At 63.3% G+C, this 17954-nt stretch carries 14 protein-coding genes; 7 read left to right on the forward strand and 7 right to left on the reverse strand.

Translation table 11 applies throughout. The features are described from left to right. Positions 1 to 320: 320 nt before the first annotated feature. Both FJ953_RS17830 and FJ953_RS17835 read left to right on the forward strand, forming a co-directional pair. Positions 321 to 998, forward strand: a complete 678-nt coding sequence (locus FJ953_RS17830) for a sugar transferase (RefSeq protein WP_140497203.1) — start codon at positions 321 to 323, stop codon at positions 996 to 998. A gap of 110 nt (positions 999 to 1108) precedes the next feature. Then, positions 1109 to 2374: a polysaccharide biosynthesis/export family protein gene (locus FJ953_RS17835; protein WP_181167418.1), complete on the forward strand. Its 1266-nt coding sequence runs from the start codon at positions 1109 to 1111 to the stop codon at positions 2372 to 2374. 226 nt (positions 2375 to 2600) lie between these two features. Here FJ953_RS17835 and FJ953_RS17840 read toward each other — a convergent pair whose 3' ends face one another. The 5 genes from FJ953_RS17840 to FJ953_RS17860 form a co-directional block, all read right to left on the reverse strand. Then, positions 2601 to 3902 (reverse strand): O-antigen ligase, encoded by a 1302-nt coding sequence (locus FJ953_RS17840; RefSeq protein ID WP_140512908.1) that lies wholly within the window; start codon positions 3900 to 3902, stop codon positions 2601 to 2603. A 254-nt stretch (positions 3903 to 4156) separates the two neighbouring features. Further along, positions 4157 to 4984 carry an SDR family NAD(P)-dependent oxidoreductase gene (locus FJ953_RS17845; protein ID WP_140624901.1) on the reverse strand — a complete coding sequence of 276 codons (828 nt, stop codon included), beginning with the start codon at positions 4982 to 4984 and terminating at the stop codon, positions 4157 to 4159. 121 nt (positions 4985 to 5105) lie between these two features. After that, the gene (locus FJ953_RS17850; RefSeq protein ID WP_140624902.1) at positions 5106 to 5612 is read right to left on the reverse strand and encodes an acetone carboxylase subunit gamma; all 507 of its coding nucleotides are present in this window, start codon (positions 5610 to 5612) and stop codon (positions 5106 to 5108) included. A gap of 5 nt (positions 5613 to 5617) precedes the next feature. Then, positions 5618 to 7813, reverse strand: a complete 2196-nt coding sequence (locus FJ953_RS17855; protein WP_140624903.1) for a hydantoinase B/oxoprolinase family protein — start codon at positions 7811 to 7813, stop codon at positions 5618 to 5620. 13 nt (positions 7814 to 7826) lie between these two features. Further along, positions 7827 to 9968 carry a hydantoinase/oxoprolinase family protein gene (locus FJ953_RS17860; RefSeq protein ID WP_224684934.1) on the reverse strand — a complete coding sequence of 714 codons (2142 nt, stop codon included), beginning with the start codon at positions 9966 to 9968 and terminating at the stop codon, positions 7827 to 7829. A gap of 110 nt (positions 9969 to 10078) precedes the next feature. On the opposite strand from FJ953_RS17860, the gene FJ953_RS17865 reads away from it, so the two are divergent. The 4 genes from FJ953_RS17865 (at position 10079) to FJ953_RS17880 (ending at position 14872) form a co-directional block, all read left to right on the forward strand. Then, positions 10079 to 10858, forward strand: a complete 780-nt coding sequence (locus FJ953_RS17865; RefSeq protein ID WP_140624905.1) for a helix-turn-helix transcriptional regulator — start codon at positions 10079 to 10081, stop codon at positions 10856 to 10858. A gap of 185 nt (positions 10859 to 11043) precedes the next feature. Further along, positions 11044 to 11796 (forward strand): SDR family NAD(P)-dependent oxidoreductase, encoded by a 753-nt coding sequence (locus tag FJ953_RS17870; RefSeq protein ID WP_140624906.1) that lies wholly within the window; start codon positions 11044 to 11046, stop codon positions 11794 to 11796. Between the two features lie 213 nt (positions 11797 to 12009). Continuing rightward, the gene (locus tag FJ953_RS17875; RefSeq protein ID WP_140497308.1) at positions 12010 to 13353 is read left to right on the forward strand and encodes a glucoamylase family protein; all 1344 of its coding nucleotides are present in this window, start codon (positions 12010 to 12012) and stop codon (positions 13351 to 13353) included. Continuing rightward, positions 13343 to 14872 (forward strand): mercuric reductase, encoded by a 1530-nt coding sequence (locus tag FJ953_RS17880; protein ID WP_140624907.1) that lies wholly within the window; start codon positions 13343 to 13345, stop codon positions 14870 to 14872. Before FJ953_RS17875 ends, FJ953_RS17880 begins: the two co-directional genes overlap by 11 nt. Before the next feature lie 31 nt (positions 14873 to 14903). Here the strand turns inward: FJ953_RS17880 and FJ953_RS17885 are convergent, their stop codons facing one another. Both FJ953_RS17885 and FJ953_RS17890 read right to left on the reverse strand, forming a co-directional pair. Next, entirely contained in the window at positions 14904 to 15485 is a 582-nt protein-coding gene (locus tag FJ953_RS17885; RefSeq protein ID WP_140497223.1) for a DUF1349 domain-containing protein, read from the reverse strand. A 73-nt stretch (positions 15486 to 15558) separates the two neighbouring features. Continuing rightward, complete coding sequence (locus tag FJ953_RS17890; protein ID WP_140512893.1) at positions 15559 to 16998, reverse strand: aldehyde dehydrogenase family protein; 1440 nt, start codon at positions 16996 to 16998, stop codon at positions 15559 to 15561. 266 nt (positions 16999 to 17264) lie between these two features. Between FJ953_RS17890 and FJ953_RS17895 the strand changes: the two genes are divergently transcribed. After that, positions 17265 to 17924 carry a TetR/AcrR family transcriptional regulator gene (locus FJ953_RS17895; protein WP_181165292.1) on the forward strand — a complete coding sequence of 220 codons (660 nt, stop codon included), beginning with the start codon at positions 17265 to 17267 and terminating at the stop codon, positions 17922 to 17924. The last annotated feature ends 30 nt before the right edge of the window (positions 17925 to 17954 follow it).

Genomic DNA, 17954 nt, shown 5'->3' on the forward strand with positions numbered 1-17954 from the left:
TCAGTAGAATCTACAATATTGAATAGTATTTTATGTGAATACGATCGAATATCATGCCACACTAAAGCACCAACGAGCTCCACTCAGGGGCATAAAGAACGCCCCGCCTAGAAGTTGCCCCAAAAGCGCCTCTATTTTTCCCGCTATGCCCATTTATTGTCTTAAATGTGCTAAATATTCCGAAATTTGTGCAGGGCGCGCTTATTATTTAGTCAATTCATGACGTGACTATTTCAAAGGTGCGGGAAATTGTGTGTTGCGCTGCAACATTTTTTTGATATCGTGCCGTAAACCATCCGGTCAACGCATGGAGTTTTGGCATGAGGGATGTTGCCAAGTCGGCCACAGCGGAGTTTTCGCAGGCTGGCGTCGATTTTCCACCGCCGATCGGCGGCCTTATCAAGCGCAGTTTCGATATTGCCGGTTCACTGGCCGCCCTGATCGCTCTCAGCCCGCTGTTCGTGATGATAGCGCTGCTCGTCAAATTCTCCGATGGCGGATCGATTTTTTACGGTCACCGGCGAATCGGGCGTGGCGGACGGGTTTTCCCTTGTCTCAAGTTCCGCACCATGGTGCCGGACGGCGAAAGGGTGCTGGCTGCCTATCTGGCGGCCAATCCGGAAGCCAAGGCGGAATGGATAGCCACCCGCAAGCTGAAGAACGATCCGCGCGTCACCCGGGTCGGCGCGGTCCTGAGGAAACTCAGTCTCGATGAGTTGCCGCAGGTCATCAACATCCTTCAGGGCGACATGAGCCTTGTCGGACCTCGCCCGGTCGTGCGCGACGAACTGGAGATCTATGGCAGCGCCGCCGTGTATTACCTGAAGTCCCGCCCCGGCCTGACCGGCCTGTGGCAGGTCAGCGGCCGCAACGACGTCTCCTATGACAGCCGCGTCGCGTTCGATCGCCACTATGTCGAGAATTGGTCACTTTTTGAGGATATTCGCATCATCATCAAGACAGTTCCGGCTGTCTGGATGTCGCGCGGCTGCTACTGAGCGGTCGCGAACCGGATCGCACGCGGGAGATTTCTCCCGGCAGGCATCGGGCGCAGGCTCATCGGGCTGGTGGGGCCAAAGCGGATCGGAACATTCAGTTGAAGATAGACATGTTCGAAGTTTTTTGCAGCGGCCCGCATTCGGGCCGCTCGCGGCGTTTGCGGCTCGTGGCCAGCTGCCTGGCCCTGTCGCTCGCCCTGCCTCGGATCGCCATTGCCGACGAGTACCATCTCGGATCGCAAGACAAGCTCACCATCCGTATCGCGGAGTGGCAGACCGTCGAAGGCACGTTCCGCGACTGGTCGGCGGTGAATGGCGTATACACGGTCGGGCCGGCCGGAATGCTGTCGGTGCCTTTCGTCGGCGAGCTGCCGGCATCCGGCAAGACAACGGCCGAAGTCGCGGCGGCGATCGGCGAGGCGCTGCAGCACAAGCTCGCTTTGTCGGACCGGCCCGAGGCATCGGTCGAAATGGCGCAGTTCCGGCCGTTCTATATTTCGGGCGAGGTGCAGAACCCCGGCCAATTCCCCTATGTGCCCGATCTTACGGTGCTGAAGGCGGTCAGCATCGCGGGCGGCATCCGGCGAAGCGCCGACTACGGCCCGCAGCTCGGCAAGGACCTGGTCACCGCCAAAGGCAATTTCGACATATATGACGATCAGCGCGTTCGACTGATCGTCAAGCGCGCGCGCATCGATGCCGACCTTGCGGGCAAGTCGAGCTTCGACGTGCCGAAGGAGGTCGAGGGCGATCCTAGACTGCAGGCCATCGTCGCGGACGAGATGACGATCCTCACGGCTGACCAGAAGGCGCTGAAGCTGAAGCTCGAGGCGCTCAGCGATCTGAAAGGAGTTCTGCAGGCCGAGATCGAATCGCTGCAGAAGAAGATCGTCAACCAGCAGAAGCAGGTCGACCTGGCGCAGCAGCAACTCACCAGCATCGGTCCGCTGGCCCAGAAAGGCCTGGTCGCCAACGCAAGACTGCTGGATTCGCAGCAGTCCGTCACCGACCTTCAGGGCAAGATCCTGGACTACGAAACGGCCATCCTCACCGCCAAGCAAGCGATCAGCAAGGCAACGCAGGATGCCATCGATGCCCAGAACACGCTGAGCTCGAGCCTCGCCGCCGACCGGCAGCAGACCGAAGCCGACCTGAACGAGGCCGCGCTGAGGGTCAACATGCAGAAAGGATTGATGGCCCAGGCCACCGATCCCGCCACCGTGGCCGCCAGCGCAACCAACGAAGAGCCCACCCTGATCTATTCACTGCTGCGCGCTGCCGACGGCAAGACGAGCGAGATTGCGGTCAAGGAAGACACGCCGGTGCTGCCGGGCGATGTGATCAAGGTCAAGCTGGCGCCAATGCCCAGCCAGTAGGCGATCGAACCGCCTAAGATAAGAGCAGTTCACCGTTCACGAAAAACCGCAAGCTGCTCTATCCCTTTGTTTTTGCGCAATTCCGGACGGAAAGCGCTGCGCGCGTTTCCCGGGGAAGCCGTACACACTTTCCTGAAATTGCTGGAGCGGGGCGGCGTTTGAGGGAATCGCCAGCCGCTCTATCGCCTTGCTTTGACGCAATCCCAAACGGGAAACCGATCGGTATTCATCGAGCGGCGTCCGTGCCAGGCTCGGGGCCGCTCCAGCCTCTGGCGGCATTTGCCTCTTCGATCCTTGCCGCAGACAGGCGAGGACGGGCAACGGGCAGTCGCGCCAGCTTGAAGAAGCTGAAATACATCAGGAAGGAACCCATGATGTAGGGGTTGAGGATCTCGACCTCGACGAAGGAGCGGATCAGGAGCAGCACCATGACGCCGGCTAGAACGACCGAATCCGCCCGCCATGTTCCGAACGCGACCGCCGAGACATGGCCGTAAAGCGTGCGCAGGATGACCAGCGAAACCAGCGTCGCCCCGACGAAGCCGAGTTCGACAAGGGCTTCGATGTAGGTGTTGTGGAAGTGGAAGCCGGTGCGGGTGGTGATGTAGAACTCGTTCCACAGGCGCTCGGCCTCGGCAAAACCCTGGACCCAGTATGCGGCATAGCCGACGCCGAGCATGGGCGCCCTCTGCGCGGCGTTCCAGCCCTGCTCCCACAGATAGGTGCGCCCGGTGAGCGTCGAATCCTTGCCGAACAGGCCGAGGACGAAGTCCATGAGGCCAAGATTCAGCGCCACAAGGATAGCGACGACCAGCATGCCTGTGCCGACCAGGAAGATCACCCGGCGGTAGCGTCGCGACAGCACCTTGCTCATGGCAAGCAGCATCACCAGCGCCAGCACCGCCGGTGTCGAGGCCATCGAGGTGGCCGAATGCGAGATGACCAGCAGATAGGCCGACAAAAGCACCACCGGCACGGTCAGGAACAGGCTTAGCCGGCCGTGCCTGAGGAAGGCGATGAAGACGACGCTGAAATAGATACCGAGCGAGGCGACGAAGCCGATCTGGTTCTTGGAGGCGAAGGCGCCGACGAAATTATAAGTGCCGTCGAGGACGTCCTCGGAATAGGCCCCGACCTTGAGAGAGTAGAGCAGGACGACGAATATGCCGACCAGGGCGCCTATTGTCAGGGTCCGCACGCTAACGGCGCGCGCCGCGACATAGGCGCAGGCGATGTGGGAGAAGTACTGGACGGCCGTTCTCGCGGTGATGCCGGGAGCGTCCGACCAGAAGACGGAGAAGCATACATAGGCCGCGAACGACAATGGCAGCCAGGCGCTGGACAGATGCCGCAGGAACCGCCTGTAATCGACCATGATGAGGGGCAGCCACACCGCATAATAGGCCAGGATCAGCACCTGGCCGAATATGACGGAGTAGGAGAATGCCCAGACCGAGACGGCAACGGCAAAACTGCCGTAGACCGAGTTCCTCTCGGGATCGACCAGCAAGGACTTTGGAATCTTCATCTCAGGTTCTCGCCGAGCCTACCCCGGACCGCCGCGTAGCCGGCAGGCATCTCCGTAAGAAGGGTGCAATCGACGGCATCTCCATTGTGCAGTGCAATATAACCTATCGCGCCCTGCGCTCAATGGCAAATCCGGTCACCTTGTCTTACAGACAGGCGAGCGCCGAGAGATCAAGTCCGGGACACGCCCGGACGGGATCGGACTTCTCTTTCCATTGCCGGCCTCTCCATCGAGGCGGCAACCAGCCGTGCGCGCTACCAAAGTGCTCCGCCGGTGACCTGTATGTTTTCCATGGTGATGCCCTTGGCCATATCCGAGCAGAGGAACACGGCCAGCGCCGCGATCTCCTGCGGCTGGAGGATGCGCTGCTGCGGGTTGCCCCTGGCGATCTCGGCCATCGCGTCCTCGGCCGTGCGGCCCTTGCCCTCGCGCTCGACGACCTGCGCCACGTTGCGGCGCATCAGTTCGGTCTCGACCCAGGTCGGGCTGATCATGACGCAGGTGACGCCATGCGCCGCCCCTTCGAGCGCCACGCAACGGGTGAGGCCGAGGAGACCGGCCTTGGAGGCGCAGTAAGCGGGATTGTCCTTCCAGCCGACCGAGGCGGCGGTCGAGCCGATGTTGACGATGCGGCCCCAGCCGCGCTCGATCATGCCGGGCAGCACAGCGCGGGTGGCGCGGAAGGCGCCGGTGAGATTGGTGTCGACGATCTTGTCCCACAGCGCGTCGGAATGGCCGCAGACCGGCTGCTCGGCCGTGGTGCCGGCGGCGTTGACCAGGATGTCGACAGGACCCACCGCCGCCTCGGCGTCGGCCGCGAAACGGTTCGTGACGTCGCTGTCGCGCACGTCAAGATAGGCGGCGTAAATCCTCGTTCCATGCGCGCCGAGAGCCGAACGCACGCGCTCTATCTCGTCGGCGCCGGGATAGTAGGCGGCGTCGGATCTCTCCACGCCGCCAGGTGCGACATAGGAGCCGACGGCGACATTGGCGCCGGCCTGCGCCAATGTCGTGGCAATCGCCAGGCCCATTCCGGAGAAGCCACCGGTGACGATTGCGCCGCGGCCGGAAAGGTTTGTCATCGGGCATGGCCTCCGCGCGGCACGGGACGGTCCATCAGTCCCGAGAGTATCCGAACTTCATAGGCCAACATAACCTCAATCGCCCGTTTCGGAGCCGGTGACGAAACTTGCGTCCTTGGCATCAGCTTCCCTTGTCCATCGGCTCGAGCGGCTTGCCCAGCCAGTCGCGGTAGAAACCTTCCAGGTCGGGTTCGAAATCATGGACGATGGGATAACCCGGCGCCGCGGCCTCGACCTCGTGCAGCGTGCCGCATTGCGGACAGATGAACTCGCGGATTTCCATCCATTCGGGATCCGGCAGGTCGCTGTTGGGATAGATCTCGCGCAGCGCCTCCTCGCTGTCGCGCACGATGATCGAAGCCTTCAGCTTCCAGTTCTTGCGGTAGTCGCCGAAGGAATGGCCGCATTCGCAACGGGTTACCCGCTCATCGCCGCTCTGGCAGATGAAGAGGTGGTCGCCGACGGGGAGCAGTATCGGATCGCTCCAGCCGACACGGTCCTGCAAAACCGCGACATATTTGAAGAACCGGTCGTCGTCCTTGTAGGCGCTCATGACGCGGCGCGTCTGCGGCCAGGGCAGCGTGCCCGCGACCAGATCGGCGATGACTTCCTTGCTGTATGAGGTCATGGTCCCTACTCCACGCCGAAGGTCGATTTGGCGTCGACATCCCAGAAGGTTGAAAAATCCCTGGTGAAGCGCGGCGAAAGCTTGATGGCGCTGGCATACATCTTCTTCACCTCGGGCGCGAAATCGGCCGCCTTCACCCGCTCGCGCTCCTTGGCCATCCACTCCGAGACCGGCCTGGCCCGAGCGAGCCGGCGCGACCGCATCTCGGCGCGGTGGCGCTTGGTGGCTTCGAGGTTGGCGACGGGATAGCCGTCCTCGTCCTCGTCAAGCACGATCCCGAAGATATTTTCGGCAGCTTCCCTGGTGAGATAGCCGTTCTCGACGTCCGATGCCGTCTTGAGCGGATCGCGCTCCAGCACGTCGCCATAGCCGCCACCGCCATTGTAGGAATGGGTGAACACGTCGCCGGTTTTGTGGGGCGCGGTGATATAGGGCCCTTCCATCGTCACGTGCTGGCCTTCGAGCCGGACCTCGAGTTCGGAACGATAAGGATTGGTGCCGGTATGGTGCGCCAGCGGCGCGCCCTTTTGTGCAAGCTCGAAGATGTTGCTGTCGCGCACCGCACGGTGTTTCTGGCACGTCGGCGCCGGATACCCGCCGCAGAGCCCGCCATTGTCGAAGACGCGCGAGGAGTGTTCCGAGGTGACCAGCCGGAGATGGTCGGTCTTGCTGACCAGCCAGGTCGACAGGAAGGCGCAGCCGCCGCGATATTTGCCGGCGCCCCCGGAATTGGCAACGATCGAACGACCGATATAGACCATCGGCATGTTCTGTTCCCAGATCTCGATGTTGCCCATGTCGGATTCAGGGTTCCAGCCGACATAGGCGGTGTCCAGCCCGTCCTTGATGGCAAGCGCGCCGGAACCGGCGGCCGCGCATTCGAAATGCGCCATGCCGAACAGCGTGCCGTACTGGCTGGTTCCCCCCATCTCGATCATCGGGCTGTTGACCTGGCCGACGAAGGCCTCCTCGACGAAGCCGCGGGCGATGAATGATCTCGACAGGAGCCGCTGGAAGACGCCATAAGCCGGCAAGAGCAGCGCCCAGGACGTGGCGGTGGCCACCATCTCATTGTCGGGATTGGTCCAGGTGCCATGCGGCAGCTTCAGCTCCGTCGCCATCCAGGCGCCGTCATTGACCAGGCCTTCGAAATTCATGTGCTGGGTCAGCGTCACGAACATGCCGCCATCCATGCCGGCCGGCGTGCAGTTCATGGAATGGTAGCCCCAGGGCTGCGTGCCCTCGAAATCCATGATGATCTTGCCGCCTGTGGTGATCTCCATTTCGATCGGTATGTTGTAGAGCCAGTCGGGATCGCCGAGCGGCTGGTAGCCCGGCTTGCCCTTGGTGACGTGACCGTAAAAAGTATGCCCCCGATAGATGCCGGGAACGGTCAGTTGCCGCGTGCGGGCGAGTTGCGCGCGGCGGCCCTCCTCGATGAATTCCTTCGACACCTTCATCCAGTAGTCGAGGCCGATCTCGTCGATCAGCGCCTTGACGCTTTCGCGCATGTCGATGCAGGAGGCGACCTTGGCCTTCTCGTCCAGCACCCAGTAGATGGGCATGCGCAGATTGCGCTCGCAGCGGATCACGTAGTCGCGCCGCAGTTCGTCGTTCTGGCCGACTTTTTCGGCACAGACGAACAGGCCTTCGGTGAAGCGCTCCTGGGCCAGCGCCACGTCGCCGCCCGGCGTGATGCCGCCGGCCTCCAGCTCATGGCAGACGGCGCCGGCCCAGCCGACGAGCTTGCCCGAGTGGAAGATCGGCACCACGTCCATCACGTCGGGCACCTGCACCGTGCCGATGAAGGCGTCGTTGTTGGCGAAGATGTCGCCGTCGACGATGCGGGGATTTTCCTCGTAGCCCTGTCTGATCATCCATTTGATGAAGCGGCTCATCGTGTGCACATGCACCATGATGCCGTTGGAGAGCGCGATCGCGTCGCCCTCGGGCGTGTAGATGGCGACGACCATCTCGCCGACCTCGCGCACGCCGGGCGAAGCCGAGATGCGACGCGCCATCTCGCGCGCCGAGACGCAGTAGGCGCGCAGCTTGGTGTGCAGCGTCTCGAATTTCAGCGGATCCTGGTTGCGCAGTTCGAGATCGGTAATGCCGTCATAGCAGCCGGTCTCGTCCATGAGCCGTTCGGATTCGATCAGCCGCTCGCGGAGGCGCAGGGCGGAGGCGGGTTTGTCCAGCATGGCGTTCGCCCTCTCAAGCGTGGGAGTAGTGGAGCAGCGTCCATTCGTCGACGAAGACACGGTCCCGCGGATGGACGACGAGGGTGGTGGCGGGGTGTTCGATGATGGCCGGGCCGGTCACCTCATGCCCCGGCAGCAGAAGATCCATCTCGTAGAGATCGGCCTTGTGCCAGCGGCCGCCAATATAGGCCTCGCGCACGCCCTTGTGCGCGGATGCGGGGTTTGAGGGGCCGAGCGGCCGCTTGAGCAGCACGGGCTTGACCTTGTCGGCGGTGGCGATCAGGCCGAGCTCGGTGATCGAGAAGCCGGCTTCGCCATAACGCGAGACGCGATGGTTGACCTTGGCGTAGACCGCCTCGAACTCGTCGATGACCTTGCACATGTCGCCGGCCGAATTGATCGCCGAGAGCGGCGCCATCACCTCGACGTCCTCGAGCTGGCCGGTATAGCGCATCATCAGGAACGGCACCGTCCTGATCTTGTCCAGCGCATGACCGTCGGCCACCATCTCGTCGACCGCGGCCCTGGTGAGATCGTCCCAGACCGCAGTCACTCTGGCGCCGAAGGCCAGCAGCTCGGCCTCACTCGCCCGCGCGCCGATGTCGATCTGGGTGGATACCGAATGCCGGCGCATGAAATCCGCCGTGGTGCAGCCGAAGGCGGAGAAAGCGGCCGCGAACTGGAAGGTGATGATATCCTTGAAGCCGATGCCCCTGGAGCAGCCGGCCAGATGCAGCGGCCCCGAGCCGCCATAGGAAAGCAATGTGAACTCCGAAGGGTGGATCCCCTGGCCGGAGATGACGCGGCGCAGCGCGTTGTTGGCGTCGGCCTCCAGCATATCGATCATGCCTTCGGCGGCTTCCTCCACGCCGACGCCGAGCAGACGGGAGCACTTCTCCTCGAAGGCCTTGCGCGCCTTCTCGACCTGCAGCACGACCTTGCCGCCGAGGAAATAATGCGGGTTCAGCCGACCGAGGATGGCGTCGCAATCGGCGATGGTCGGCTCGGTGCCGCCCCTGGCGAAGCAGATCGGGCCGGGATCGGCACCGGCGCTTTCCGGCCCGAGCGAGACTTTCTTCGTCAGCGGATCGACCTTGAGGATCATGCCGGCGCCGGCGCCGATCGTGTCGAGATGCAGCGTCGGCACGTTCAGCTTGAACCGGTCCATCAGCGGCTCGTTCTCGATCCGTGTCTGGCCGCGCGTGATGACGCCCATGTCGAAGGAGGTGCCGCCCATATCGGAGCAGATCAGCGAGTCATTGCCGATCAGCTTGCCGACATAAGCCGCGCCCAGAATGCCGCCGATCGGACCCGAGATCATGGTTTCGTGCAGGCGCGGATGATTGATCGAGGTGAGGCCGCCGAAGGAGAGCAGCGTCTGGACGCCATATCTGAAGCCGTATTTCTTCGAGACGTCCTCGATCCCCTTGAGCTGCTTGCGGCCGCGCGAGGTGGCGTAGGCCTCGATCAGCACCGAGTTCAGCCGCGACTGCTCGCGGATGACCGGGCGCACCTCATGGCTGCCGTAGACGAGGATGTCGGCTCCGGCGGCGGCGATCTCCTCGCGGCAGATCTCGGCGATGCGCTTCTCATGCACCGGATTGACATGCGAGAAGATCGTCATGATGCAGACCGCCTCGACCTTGTCGGCGATCAGCTTTTTCGCCGCGGCACGGACCTCATGTTCGTAGAGCGGCAGGATGATGTCGCCGAACTGGTCGATGCGCTCGGTGACGCCGTGAGTGCGGCGGCGCGGCACCAGCGGATCGGGATGATGATGCGTCACAGCGTGCAGCCGGTCGGCATAGGAATAGTCGGCCCAGGCCTGCAGGCCGCGACCCATCAGGATCATGTCCTCAAGGCCCTTGGTGGTGATCAGGCCGAGTTTCCTGCCGGTGCGCGACAGCAGCGTGTTGAGCATGCCGGTGCCGGAATAGAGCACCACATTGACGCCCGAAAACAGGGCCTCGAGCGAGATGCCCCAGGCGTCCGCCGCGTCCTCGGCCGAGGCGAGGAACCCCTCGGCCTCGTTCTTCGGCGTCGTTGCCGACTTGCCGATCTTGAAGCGGCCGTCCTGATCGACAAGGATGGTGTCGGTCATGGTGCCGCCGGCGTCGATGCCGATGACGATGGGATTGGTAGAGATATGGTCCACGGGTCGCCTTCCCTTGCCGAGCATGACCACAGGCTAGATTCGCGGGACCGGATCGCGCCATATGCCTAAAGGCACAATGACGGGCGAGAGCTCGTCGCCGAAAAAGAGGCATGCGCATGGGCAACATCTGGGCGCCGCTCGCCATGGCGATCGCCGCCACCGGCACCGACAGGCATGTCGACTGCCTGATCGACCTGATCGGCGCCGACATCGCGCATGACCTGGTGACGGTGACGCGCTACTCGGCGACGCAGACGCCGCAATTCGTCAAGCACCGGCGCTTCTCCGACGAGATGGTGCGGCGCTATCTTGATAATTACTACGTGTTCGACCCCTTCTACGCTTCCTGGCGGCGCGAGCGCCGGCTGGGCATCATGCCGCTCAAGCGGCTGGCCGACGACGAGGCGAAACGCGGCCAGTACATAGCCGGCTTCCTCGCGCAATCGGAGATATGCGATGAAGTCGGCATCATGCTGGCCGATGGCGGCGACTGGTGCCTCGGCATTTTCCTCGATCGTTCGACGACGGCGTTCAAGGACAGCGAGATCGCCCTGCTGACCGAGCGGCTGCCGGTGTTCGAGGCGCTGCACGCGCTCGACATCAAGGCGCGCGGAAGCGATTTCACGCGCAGCTCGGCGCCCTCCAGCCCCGGCGCCTCGCCGCGCCAGCAACCCACAATCCCGGCGAGCCTATGGCCGGAACTGTCGCTCAGGGAAAGAGAGCTCGTGCAATTGATCCTGGCCGGCCATCCGACCGCCAACATTGCCGAGCGGCTCGGCATCACCGTCGGCACGGTCAAGAACCATCGCCGGCGCATCTATGAGAAGCTCGACATCACCACCGAGCGGGAATTGTTCCTGCAGTTCTTCCTGTACCGCTCGGACAAATAGGCCTGGCGCTGGTGCAAGCGCTGGACAGGCAGATCGAGGGGAGCCCGGCATAACGCGCCTCAGGGATTGGCCCAGACGATCGAGGTGCATGCCGGCTTGAACTTGGCCGGCGGCGACCTCACAGTCACCCCCGAACATGGTTTCGCCGAGCGGAGCCGATTTGCGCCAGGACAGGGGAAAATGAGATGCCGACGATTCTCGCGGAACGGTTTGCCGGACGCTCGGCGGTGATTACGGGCGGCGCATCCGGCATCGGCCTCGCCGTCGCACAGAGGCTGATCCAAGAGGGCGGGCGCGTTTCGGTTTGGGACCGCGATCGCGCCCAGATCGAAGCGGCCAGGGCTTCGATCCCGACGCTGCATGGCCAGACCGTCGATGTCGCCGACCCGGCGGCGGTGGATCGGGCGGCGCGGTCGACGATCGAGGCGCTTGGCGGGGTCGACATCCTGATCACCAGCGCCGCCATCACCGGTCCCAACATGACCGCCTGGGACTATCCGGTGGAGGACTGGCGTCTGGTCATCGACATCAACATCAACGGTGTCTTCTACTGCAACAAGGCGCTCGTCCCGCACATGCTGGAGCGCAATTACGGCCGCATCGTCAACATCGCCTCGATCGCCGGCAAGGAAGGCAATCCCAACGCTTCCGCCTACAGCACATCCAAGGCCGCGGTGATCGGCCTGACCAAATCGCTCGGCAAGGAACTGGCCAAGACCGGCATAACCGTGAACTGCGTCACGCCGGCGGCGGTGCGCACGGCGATCTTCAAGCAGATGAGCCAGGAGCATATCGATTTCATGCTCTCCAAGATACCGATGGCGCGCTTTGGCGAGCTCGACGAGGTGGCGGCGCTGATTTGCTGGATCGCCTCGGAGGAATGTTCGTTCACGACGGCTGCCGTCTTCGACGTCTCCGGCGGCCGCGCCACCTACTGATGTGGTGCGGCGCTTTCCGGCTGGCGGCAAGCCACTACAATTGCGCGTGAGGAAGCAACCAACGGAGCTGGACAAGCGTACAGTGGCCGAAGCCGGAACCCGGCAACGGCAACAATGAGGGCGAAGACATGACCAGGCGTGACAGTTCGGCCCGCGCGCAATTCCTGCACCTTTCTCCGACAATCGCGACGACCGGACCGGAGCTTGCCGCATTTGCTTAAGGTCGAGCCTGCCATCCTGTCGGACGACGACCTTCTGGATCGTTTCCAGCGCGCGGCCTTCGGCTATTTTCTGGAAAACGTGAACCCCGAAAACGGGCTGGTCGCCGACACGTCGCGGCCGAATTCACCGGCCAGCATCGCGGTCGTAGGCTTTGCGCTCTCTTGCTATCCGATCGGGGTCGAGCGCGGCTGGATGGCGCGGGAAGCAGCGGTGGAGCTGACGCTCGCCGCGCTGCGTTTCTTCTGGACCAGCACGCAAGGCAGTGGCGCTGACGTCACCGGCCACAAGGGTTTTTACTATCATTTCCTCGACATTCGCACCGGACTTCGGGTGTGGCGCTGCGAACTGTCGATGGTGGATACGGCATTGCTGATGGCCGGCATTCTCGTGGCAGGCGCCTATTTCCGGGGCGACGATGACGAGGAAGCCGAAATCCGCCGGCTGGCCGAGGCGCTCTACCGGCGCGTCGACTGGCGATGGGCGCAAGGCAGCAGTCCGACGTTGCGACAGGGCTGGAAACCGAAGAGCGGCTTTCTCCACTATGGCTGGGAAGGCTACAATGAGGCGACGATCCTCTATGTCCTGTCGATGGCCTCGCCCGACAGCCCGACGTCCGACGACAGCTACGCGGGCTGGACGGCGACCTATCAGTGGGAAAACATCTACGGCTACGACGTGCTTTATGGCGGTCCGTTGTTCATGCACCAGTTCTCTCATGCCTGGATCGATTTCGCCGGCATCCGCGACGCTTTCATGCGCGAGAAGAATTCGGACTATTTCGAAAACAGCCGCCGCTCGACCTACCTGCACCGCGACTATGCTCGGCACAATCCGTATGGCTATGACGGCTACGGAGAGAACCTCTGGGGGCTTTCGGCCGGGGACGGACCGGGCGGCTTTCGCAGCAGCATACAACGGCGGCGGCGCCGGTTTTCCGGCTACGTCGCGCGCGGTGCGCCCTTCGGGCCGGACGACGGCACGATCGCGCCGTGGTCCTATCCGGCGTCGCTGCCTTTTGCGCCTGATATCTGCATGGCGGCGCTGCGCCATCTCGCGGATCGCTACCCCCAGGTGATCGACAATTTCCGGCTGCCGAGCGGCTTCAACCCGACGCTGGCCAACCGGCGAAAATTTGGCCGCTACGGCTGGGTGTCGGAAGGCCATTTCGGCCTCGACCAAGGCATCGTGGTGATGATGATCGAGAACCACCGCTCGCGCCTGGTGTGGGAGCTGATGCGTTCCAACCAGTACATCCGCCGCGGCCTGAACAAGGCGGGGTTCACAGGCGGATGGCTGTCGCAGTCGGCAAGCCCGGATGGCCGCGATGTCGCTTGAAAGGACGAAAGCTGCCGGTTTTCCGGCCGACCACAATGATGTCGAGTTGGTCAGGGGCGCCCATCCGCCGCATTGGCGAAACCCGCCGCCCACCGGAGCATACAATCTCGTCGTCGTCGGCGCCGGGCCGGCCGGCCTGACGGCGGCGAGCGAAGCGGCAAGCCTCGGCGCGAAAGTGGCGCTGATCGAACGCGGGTTGATCGGCGGCACCTGCATCAACACCGGCTGCATCCCGTCCAAGTCGATCATCCGCACATCCAGGCTCTATGCCGACATGCGCGATGCCGAGAATTTCGGAGCCGATGCGCCGGACCATCTTCGCGTCGATTTCCAGCGCGCGATGACCAGGATGCGGCGCATCCGGCAACGGATCAGCCATGCCGACAGCGCAGAGGCGCTTGCTGCGCTGGGCATCGACGTTCATTTCGGCGAAGCCCGGTTCGACGGAAGCGATCGCGTGACCGTCGCGGGAACGACGCTGCGCTTCCGCAAGGCGCTGATCGCGACAGGCGCGAGGCCGGAGTTTCCATCCATTCCCGGCCTGGTCGAGGCCGGCTATCTCAGCAATGAGACGATGTTCGACCTTGTCGACTGCCCGAAGCGGCTGCTGGTCATCGGCGGCGGGCCGCTTGGCTGCGAGACAGCGCAGGCCTTCTGCCTGCTCGGCGCGAAGGTCATCCTGGCGCAGAGCGATCCGATGTTCCTGCCCGGCGAGGAACGCGACGCCGCGCAGATCCTTTCGGAAGCGCTGGCGCGCGAGGGGGTCGAGGTCCGACTGAACACCGAAGTGGTGGCGGTGCGCAGGGACGGCGACAAGAAGCTCGCCGACCTGGTGCGGGACGGCGACACGACGACCATTTCCGTCGACGAGATCATCACCGGCATAGGCCGCTCGCCCAATGTCGACGGTCTTGGCCTCGACGAGGCGGGGGTTGCCCACGATGCCAAAGGCATCAAGGTGGACGACTATCTCAGGACCTCAAACCCGCGCATCTATGCGGCGGGCGATGTCTGCCTCGACTACAAATTCACGCATACCGCTGAAGCAACAGCCCGCATGGTCGTGCAGAACGCCCTGTTTCTCGGGCGCAAGAGGCTGAGCGAATTGGTGGTTCCGTGGTGCACCTACACCGATCCGGAAATCGCCCATGTCGGCCTCTATCCGGTGGAGGCGCGCCGCGACGGCATTCCGGTCAAGACCTATACGGTGCTGATGCACGATGTCGCCCGCGCGGTGATGGACGGCGAGGAAGAGGGTTTCGTCAAAATCCATGTCACGGAAGGATCAGACCGCATCCTCGGTGCGACCGTGGTCGCCGCCCATGCCGGCGAGATGATCAACGGGGTGTCGCTCGCCATCAGGTCGGGCATGGGATTGCACGCGCTGGCCGACGTCATCCATCCCTTCCCGACACAGGCGCAAGGCATCAAAATGGCCGGCGACGCTTACCGGCGAACGCGGTTCACCCCTTTGTGGAGGCATCTGGCGGCACGCTGGCTGGCGTGGTCCAGGCGATGACACTTGTGTCCCGTCGGCGTTGGCGCGGGCTTCAGCCGTGCAGGTCCCGCGAAATCGGCGGGCCGACCGAAAAGCCGGTGAAGGTGACCTCGAAGCCTTCGCGCTGCGGCGAACAGCACATCATGCCGACATCGACCGCCTTCGAGACCGGGAAGTAGGCGAGCCGCACCGGCTTCCAATGACCGTCGGAGACATCCAGGTACTGGACGCGGATGGTCTCGGCATGGCGGGTCAACCGGATCGCGACGCCATCCGGACCGGCCGGAATGGTGGCCAACGACCAGTCCGAGGCATCGTTGGTGACGACAACCGAGAAGTACACCACGCCGTCGGTATATTCGATGCCGGCCTTGATCCAATGCGTTTCGCTGAGGCGGAGCATCAGCCCCGCCTGGTCGTAGAGCACCTCATAGCGTCCGTTGACGGTGACTTCCGCAGTGAAATCGCCCTCTACGCGCTTGTAGAGGAAATGGCCGTTGTCGCGCCAGAAACCGTAAAAGGTCTCGCGCCAGAAGTCCGTCTCCTTGCCGGTGCGCACATGAACCGCATCGCCGTCGATGGAATGATGCGGCGGCGGATTGAGCCAGGTCAGATCCTTGTCTTGAACTGTCATCGCCTCGTCTCTTGGTGCATGCGAAGGCTTCGCCGGCCCGGTCAGCCGGTGCCCCGATCAGCCTGCGCCCCGATCAGCCTGCGAATGTGTAGGCGGTCTTCACGGTGGTGTAGAATTCCATGGCATAACGGCCCTGTTCGCGCGGACCGTAGCTCGAGCCCTTGCGGCCACCGAAGGGAACATGGAAATCGACACCCGCCGTCGGCAGGTTGACCATCACCATGCCGGCCTCCGAATTGCGCTTGAAATGCGTGGCGTGCTTGAGGCTGGACGTGCAGATGCCGGACGTCAGCCCGAACGGCGTATCGTTGGCGACGGCGAGCGCCTCGTCGTAGTCCTTGACGCGGATGACGCTGGCGACAGGTCCGAAAATCTCCTCGCGCGAGCTGCGCATGGCGTTGGTGGCATCGGTCAGCAGCGCCGGCCGCAGGAAGAAGCCCGGCGTCTTGCGGTCGAGCCGCTCGCCGCCGAAGGCGAGCGTGGCGCCTTCCCTGACGCCGATGGCGATATAGTCTTCGTCCTGCTTGAGCTGCGTCGCATCGACAACGGGACCGATCTGGGTCTGCGCGTCGAGCGCATCGCCGACGACCAGTTTGTCCATCCGTTCCTTGAGCGCTTCGACGAAACGGTCATGAATGCCGTTCGTCACGATCAGCCGGGACGAAGCCGTGCAGCGCTGACCGGTCGAGAAGAAAGCGCCGTTGATCGCGCAATCGACAGCCGTAGCGAGGTCGGCATCATCGAGCACCACCAGCGGGTTCTTGCCGCCCATTTCGAGCTGGAACTTGCGCATGTGCTCGACGCTCGCCGCGGCGACGCGCTTGCCGGTGCCAACCGAGCCGGTGAAGGTGATGGCGTTGATGTCCGGGCTGTCAAGCATCGCCTGGCCGACCACCGAGCCCTTGCCCATGACGAGGTTGAGCACGCCCTTGGGCAGGCCGGCACGGTGCAGTATGTCGACGATGGTCCAGGCGCTCTCGGGAACGAGATCCGCCGGCTTGAAGACGATGGTGTTGCCGTGGGCAAGCGCCGGAGCGATCTTCCAGGCGGGAATGGCGATCGGGAAGTTCCAGGGGGTGATGATGCCAACCACGCCGACCGCTTCGCGCGTGATCTCGACACCGACGCCCGGCCGCACGCTAGGCACGACTTCGCCCGAGAGGCGCAGTGTCTCACCGGCGAAGAAATCGAAGATCTGGGCGGCTCGAATGGTCTCGCCAATGCCTTCGGCCAGCGTCTTGCCTTCCTCGCGCGCAAGGTTGCGGCCGATCTCGTCCTTGCGCGCCAGGATCTCGTCCGACGTCTTCTTCAGCACCGCGTGACGGACCAGCAGACCCGAGCGCGACCAGGCGGGAAAGGCCGCTTTGGCCGCGGCGATCGCCTGTGCCGCCTGTTCGACACCTGCGGAAGCGTATTCGCCGACGATGTCGCCGGTATCGGACGGGTTGATGTTGCGGGAGCCGGCATCGCCGACCCACTCGCCGTCGATGAGGTTCTGTCGAAGCGGTGCCATGTCGTGTCTTTCCTGCTGGTTCGCCGCGCGGCGGCATCTGTGTGATTTGTATTTGCCAGACAATTGCTCTGCGGGAAAGCACGCTTTGCGCGGACGGCCGCGACAAAGTCTCTCGGTTCGCGGCCCCGCGCGACCTGCTGCCCGCAGGGCATCGCCCTTGGCCCAACAGCTTCGGCGACACATCGTTCCAATCACCGCGAAACGGGTCTGTACATATGTGTCCATAGTCTTGATTTGCCCCGGGCGGCGTGTCATGCGTCGTGCCGATGGAAGCCACCGACACGACAACCCAGCGCGCCGGCGCCACCGGCAACATCAAGGTCACCCGGGAAGACTGGCTCAAGCTCGCGCTTGAAACGTTGATTTCGGACGGCGTCGAAAGCGTCCGTGTGCAGACGCTCGGCCAGAAGCTCGATGTGTCGCGTTCCAGTTTCTATTGGTACTTCAAGAGCCGCCAGGACCTGCTCGACCAATTGCTGGATTATTGGCGGCAGACCAATACAAGGTTCATCGTCGAACGCGCCGCGCGGCCTTCCGCGACCGTCATCCGCGGGGTGATGAGCATCTTCGAGTGCTGGGTGGACGAGAAGCTGTTCGATCCGCAGCTGGATTTCGCGATCAGGGCGTGGGCCCGGCGATCGCCCGCCATCAGGCGGGCTCTCGACGAGGCCGACGAGGAGCGCGTCGACGCCATTCGCGACATGTTCAGGCGCCACGGCTATGACGAGGAAGACGCCTTCGTGCGCGCCCGCGTGCTCTATTTCATGCAGATCGGCTACTACTCGCTCGAGCTCGACGAACCGATGAGCAGCCGCCTGCCGCACGTCGCGTCCTATCTGCGCAGCTTCACCGGCCAGGAGCCCACGGCGCAGGATGTCGAGGATTTTTCGCGCTATGTCGAGGAAACGCTTTCGCGCAGCCGTTAGCAACAGCCGCCGCTTTCACACCGCGGCAAG

Origin of the sequence: Mesorhizobium sp. B2-3-6 (genome assembly GCF_006442305.1) — a bacterium.
In the GTDB taxonomy this organism is placed as follows: Bacteria; Pseudomonadota; Alphaproteobacteria; order Rhizobiales; family Rhizobiaceae; genus Mesorhizobium.

Coding starts and splice junctions, on each gene's coding strand:
- FJ953_RS17830 (WP_140497203.1), top strand. CDS start 321: ATGAGGGATGTTGCCAAGTCGGCCACAGCGGAGTTTTCGCAGGCTGGC.
- FJ953_RS17835 (WP_181167418.1), top strand. CDS start 1,109: ATGTTCGAAGTTTTTTGCAGCGGCCCGCATTCGGGCCGCTCGCGGCGT.
- FJ953_RS17840 (WP_140512908.1), bottom strand. CDS start 3,902: ATGAAGATTCCAAAGTCCTTGCTGGTCGATCCCGAGAGGAACTCGGTC.
- FJ953_RS17845 (WP_140624901.1), bottom strand. CDS start 4,984: ATGACAAACCTTTCCGGCCGCGGCGCAATCGTCACCGGTGGCTTCTCC.
- FJ953_RS17850 (WP_140624902.1), bottom strand. CDS start 5,612: ATGACCTCATACAGCAAGGAAGTCATCGCCGATCTGGTCGCGGGCACG.
- FJ953_RS17855 (WP_140624903.1), bottom strand. CDS start 7,813: ATGCTGGACAAACCCGCCTCCGCCCTGCGCCTCCGCGAGCGGCTGATC.
- FJ953_RS17865 (WP_140624905.1), top strand. CDS start 10,079: ATGCGCATGGGCAACATCTGGGCGCCGCTCGCCATGGCGATCGCCGCC.
- FJ953_RS17870 (WP_140624906.1), top strand. CDS start 11,044: ATGCCGACGATTCTCGCGGAACGGTTTGCCGGACGCTCGGCGGTGATT.
- FJ953_RS17880 (WP_140624907.1), top strand. CDS start 13,343: ATGTCGCTTGAAAGGACGAAAGCTGCCGGTTTTCCGGCCGACCACAAT.
- FJ953_RS17885 (WP_140497223.1), bottom strand. CDS start 15,485: ATGACAGTTCAAGACAAGGATCTGACCTGGCTCAATCCGCCGCCGCAT.
- FJ953_RS17890 (WP_140512893.1), bottom strand. CDS start 16,998: ATGGCACCGCTTCGACAGAACCTCATCGACGGCGAGTGGGTCGGCGAT.
- FJ953_RS17895 (WP_181165292.1), top strand. CDS start 17,265: ATGGAAGCCACCGACACGACAACCCAGCGCGCCGGCGCCACCGGCAAC.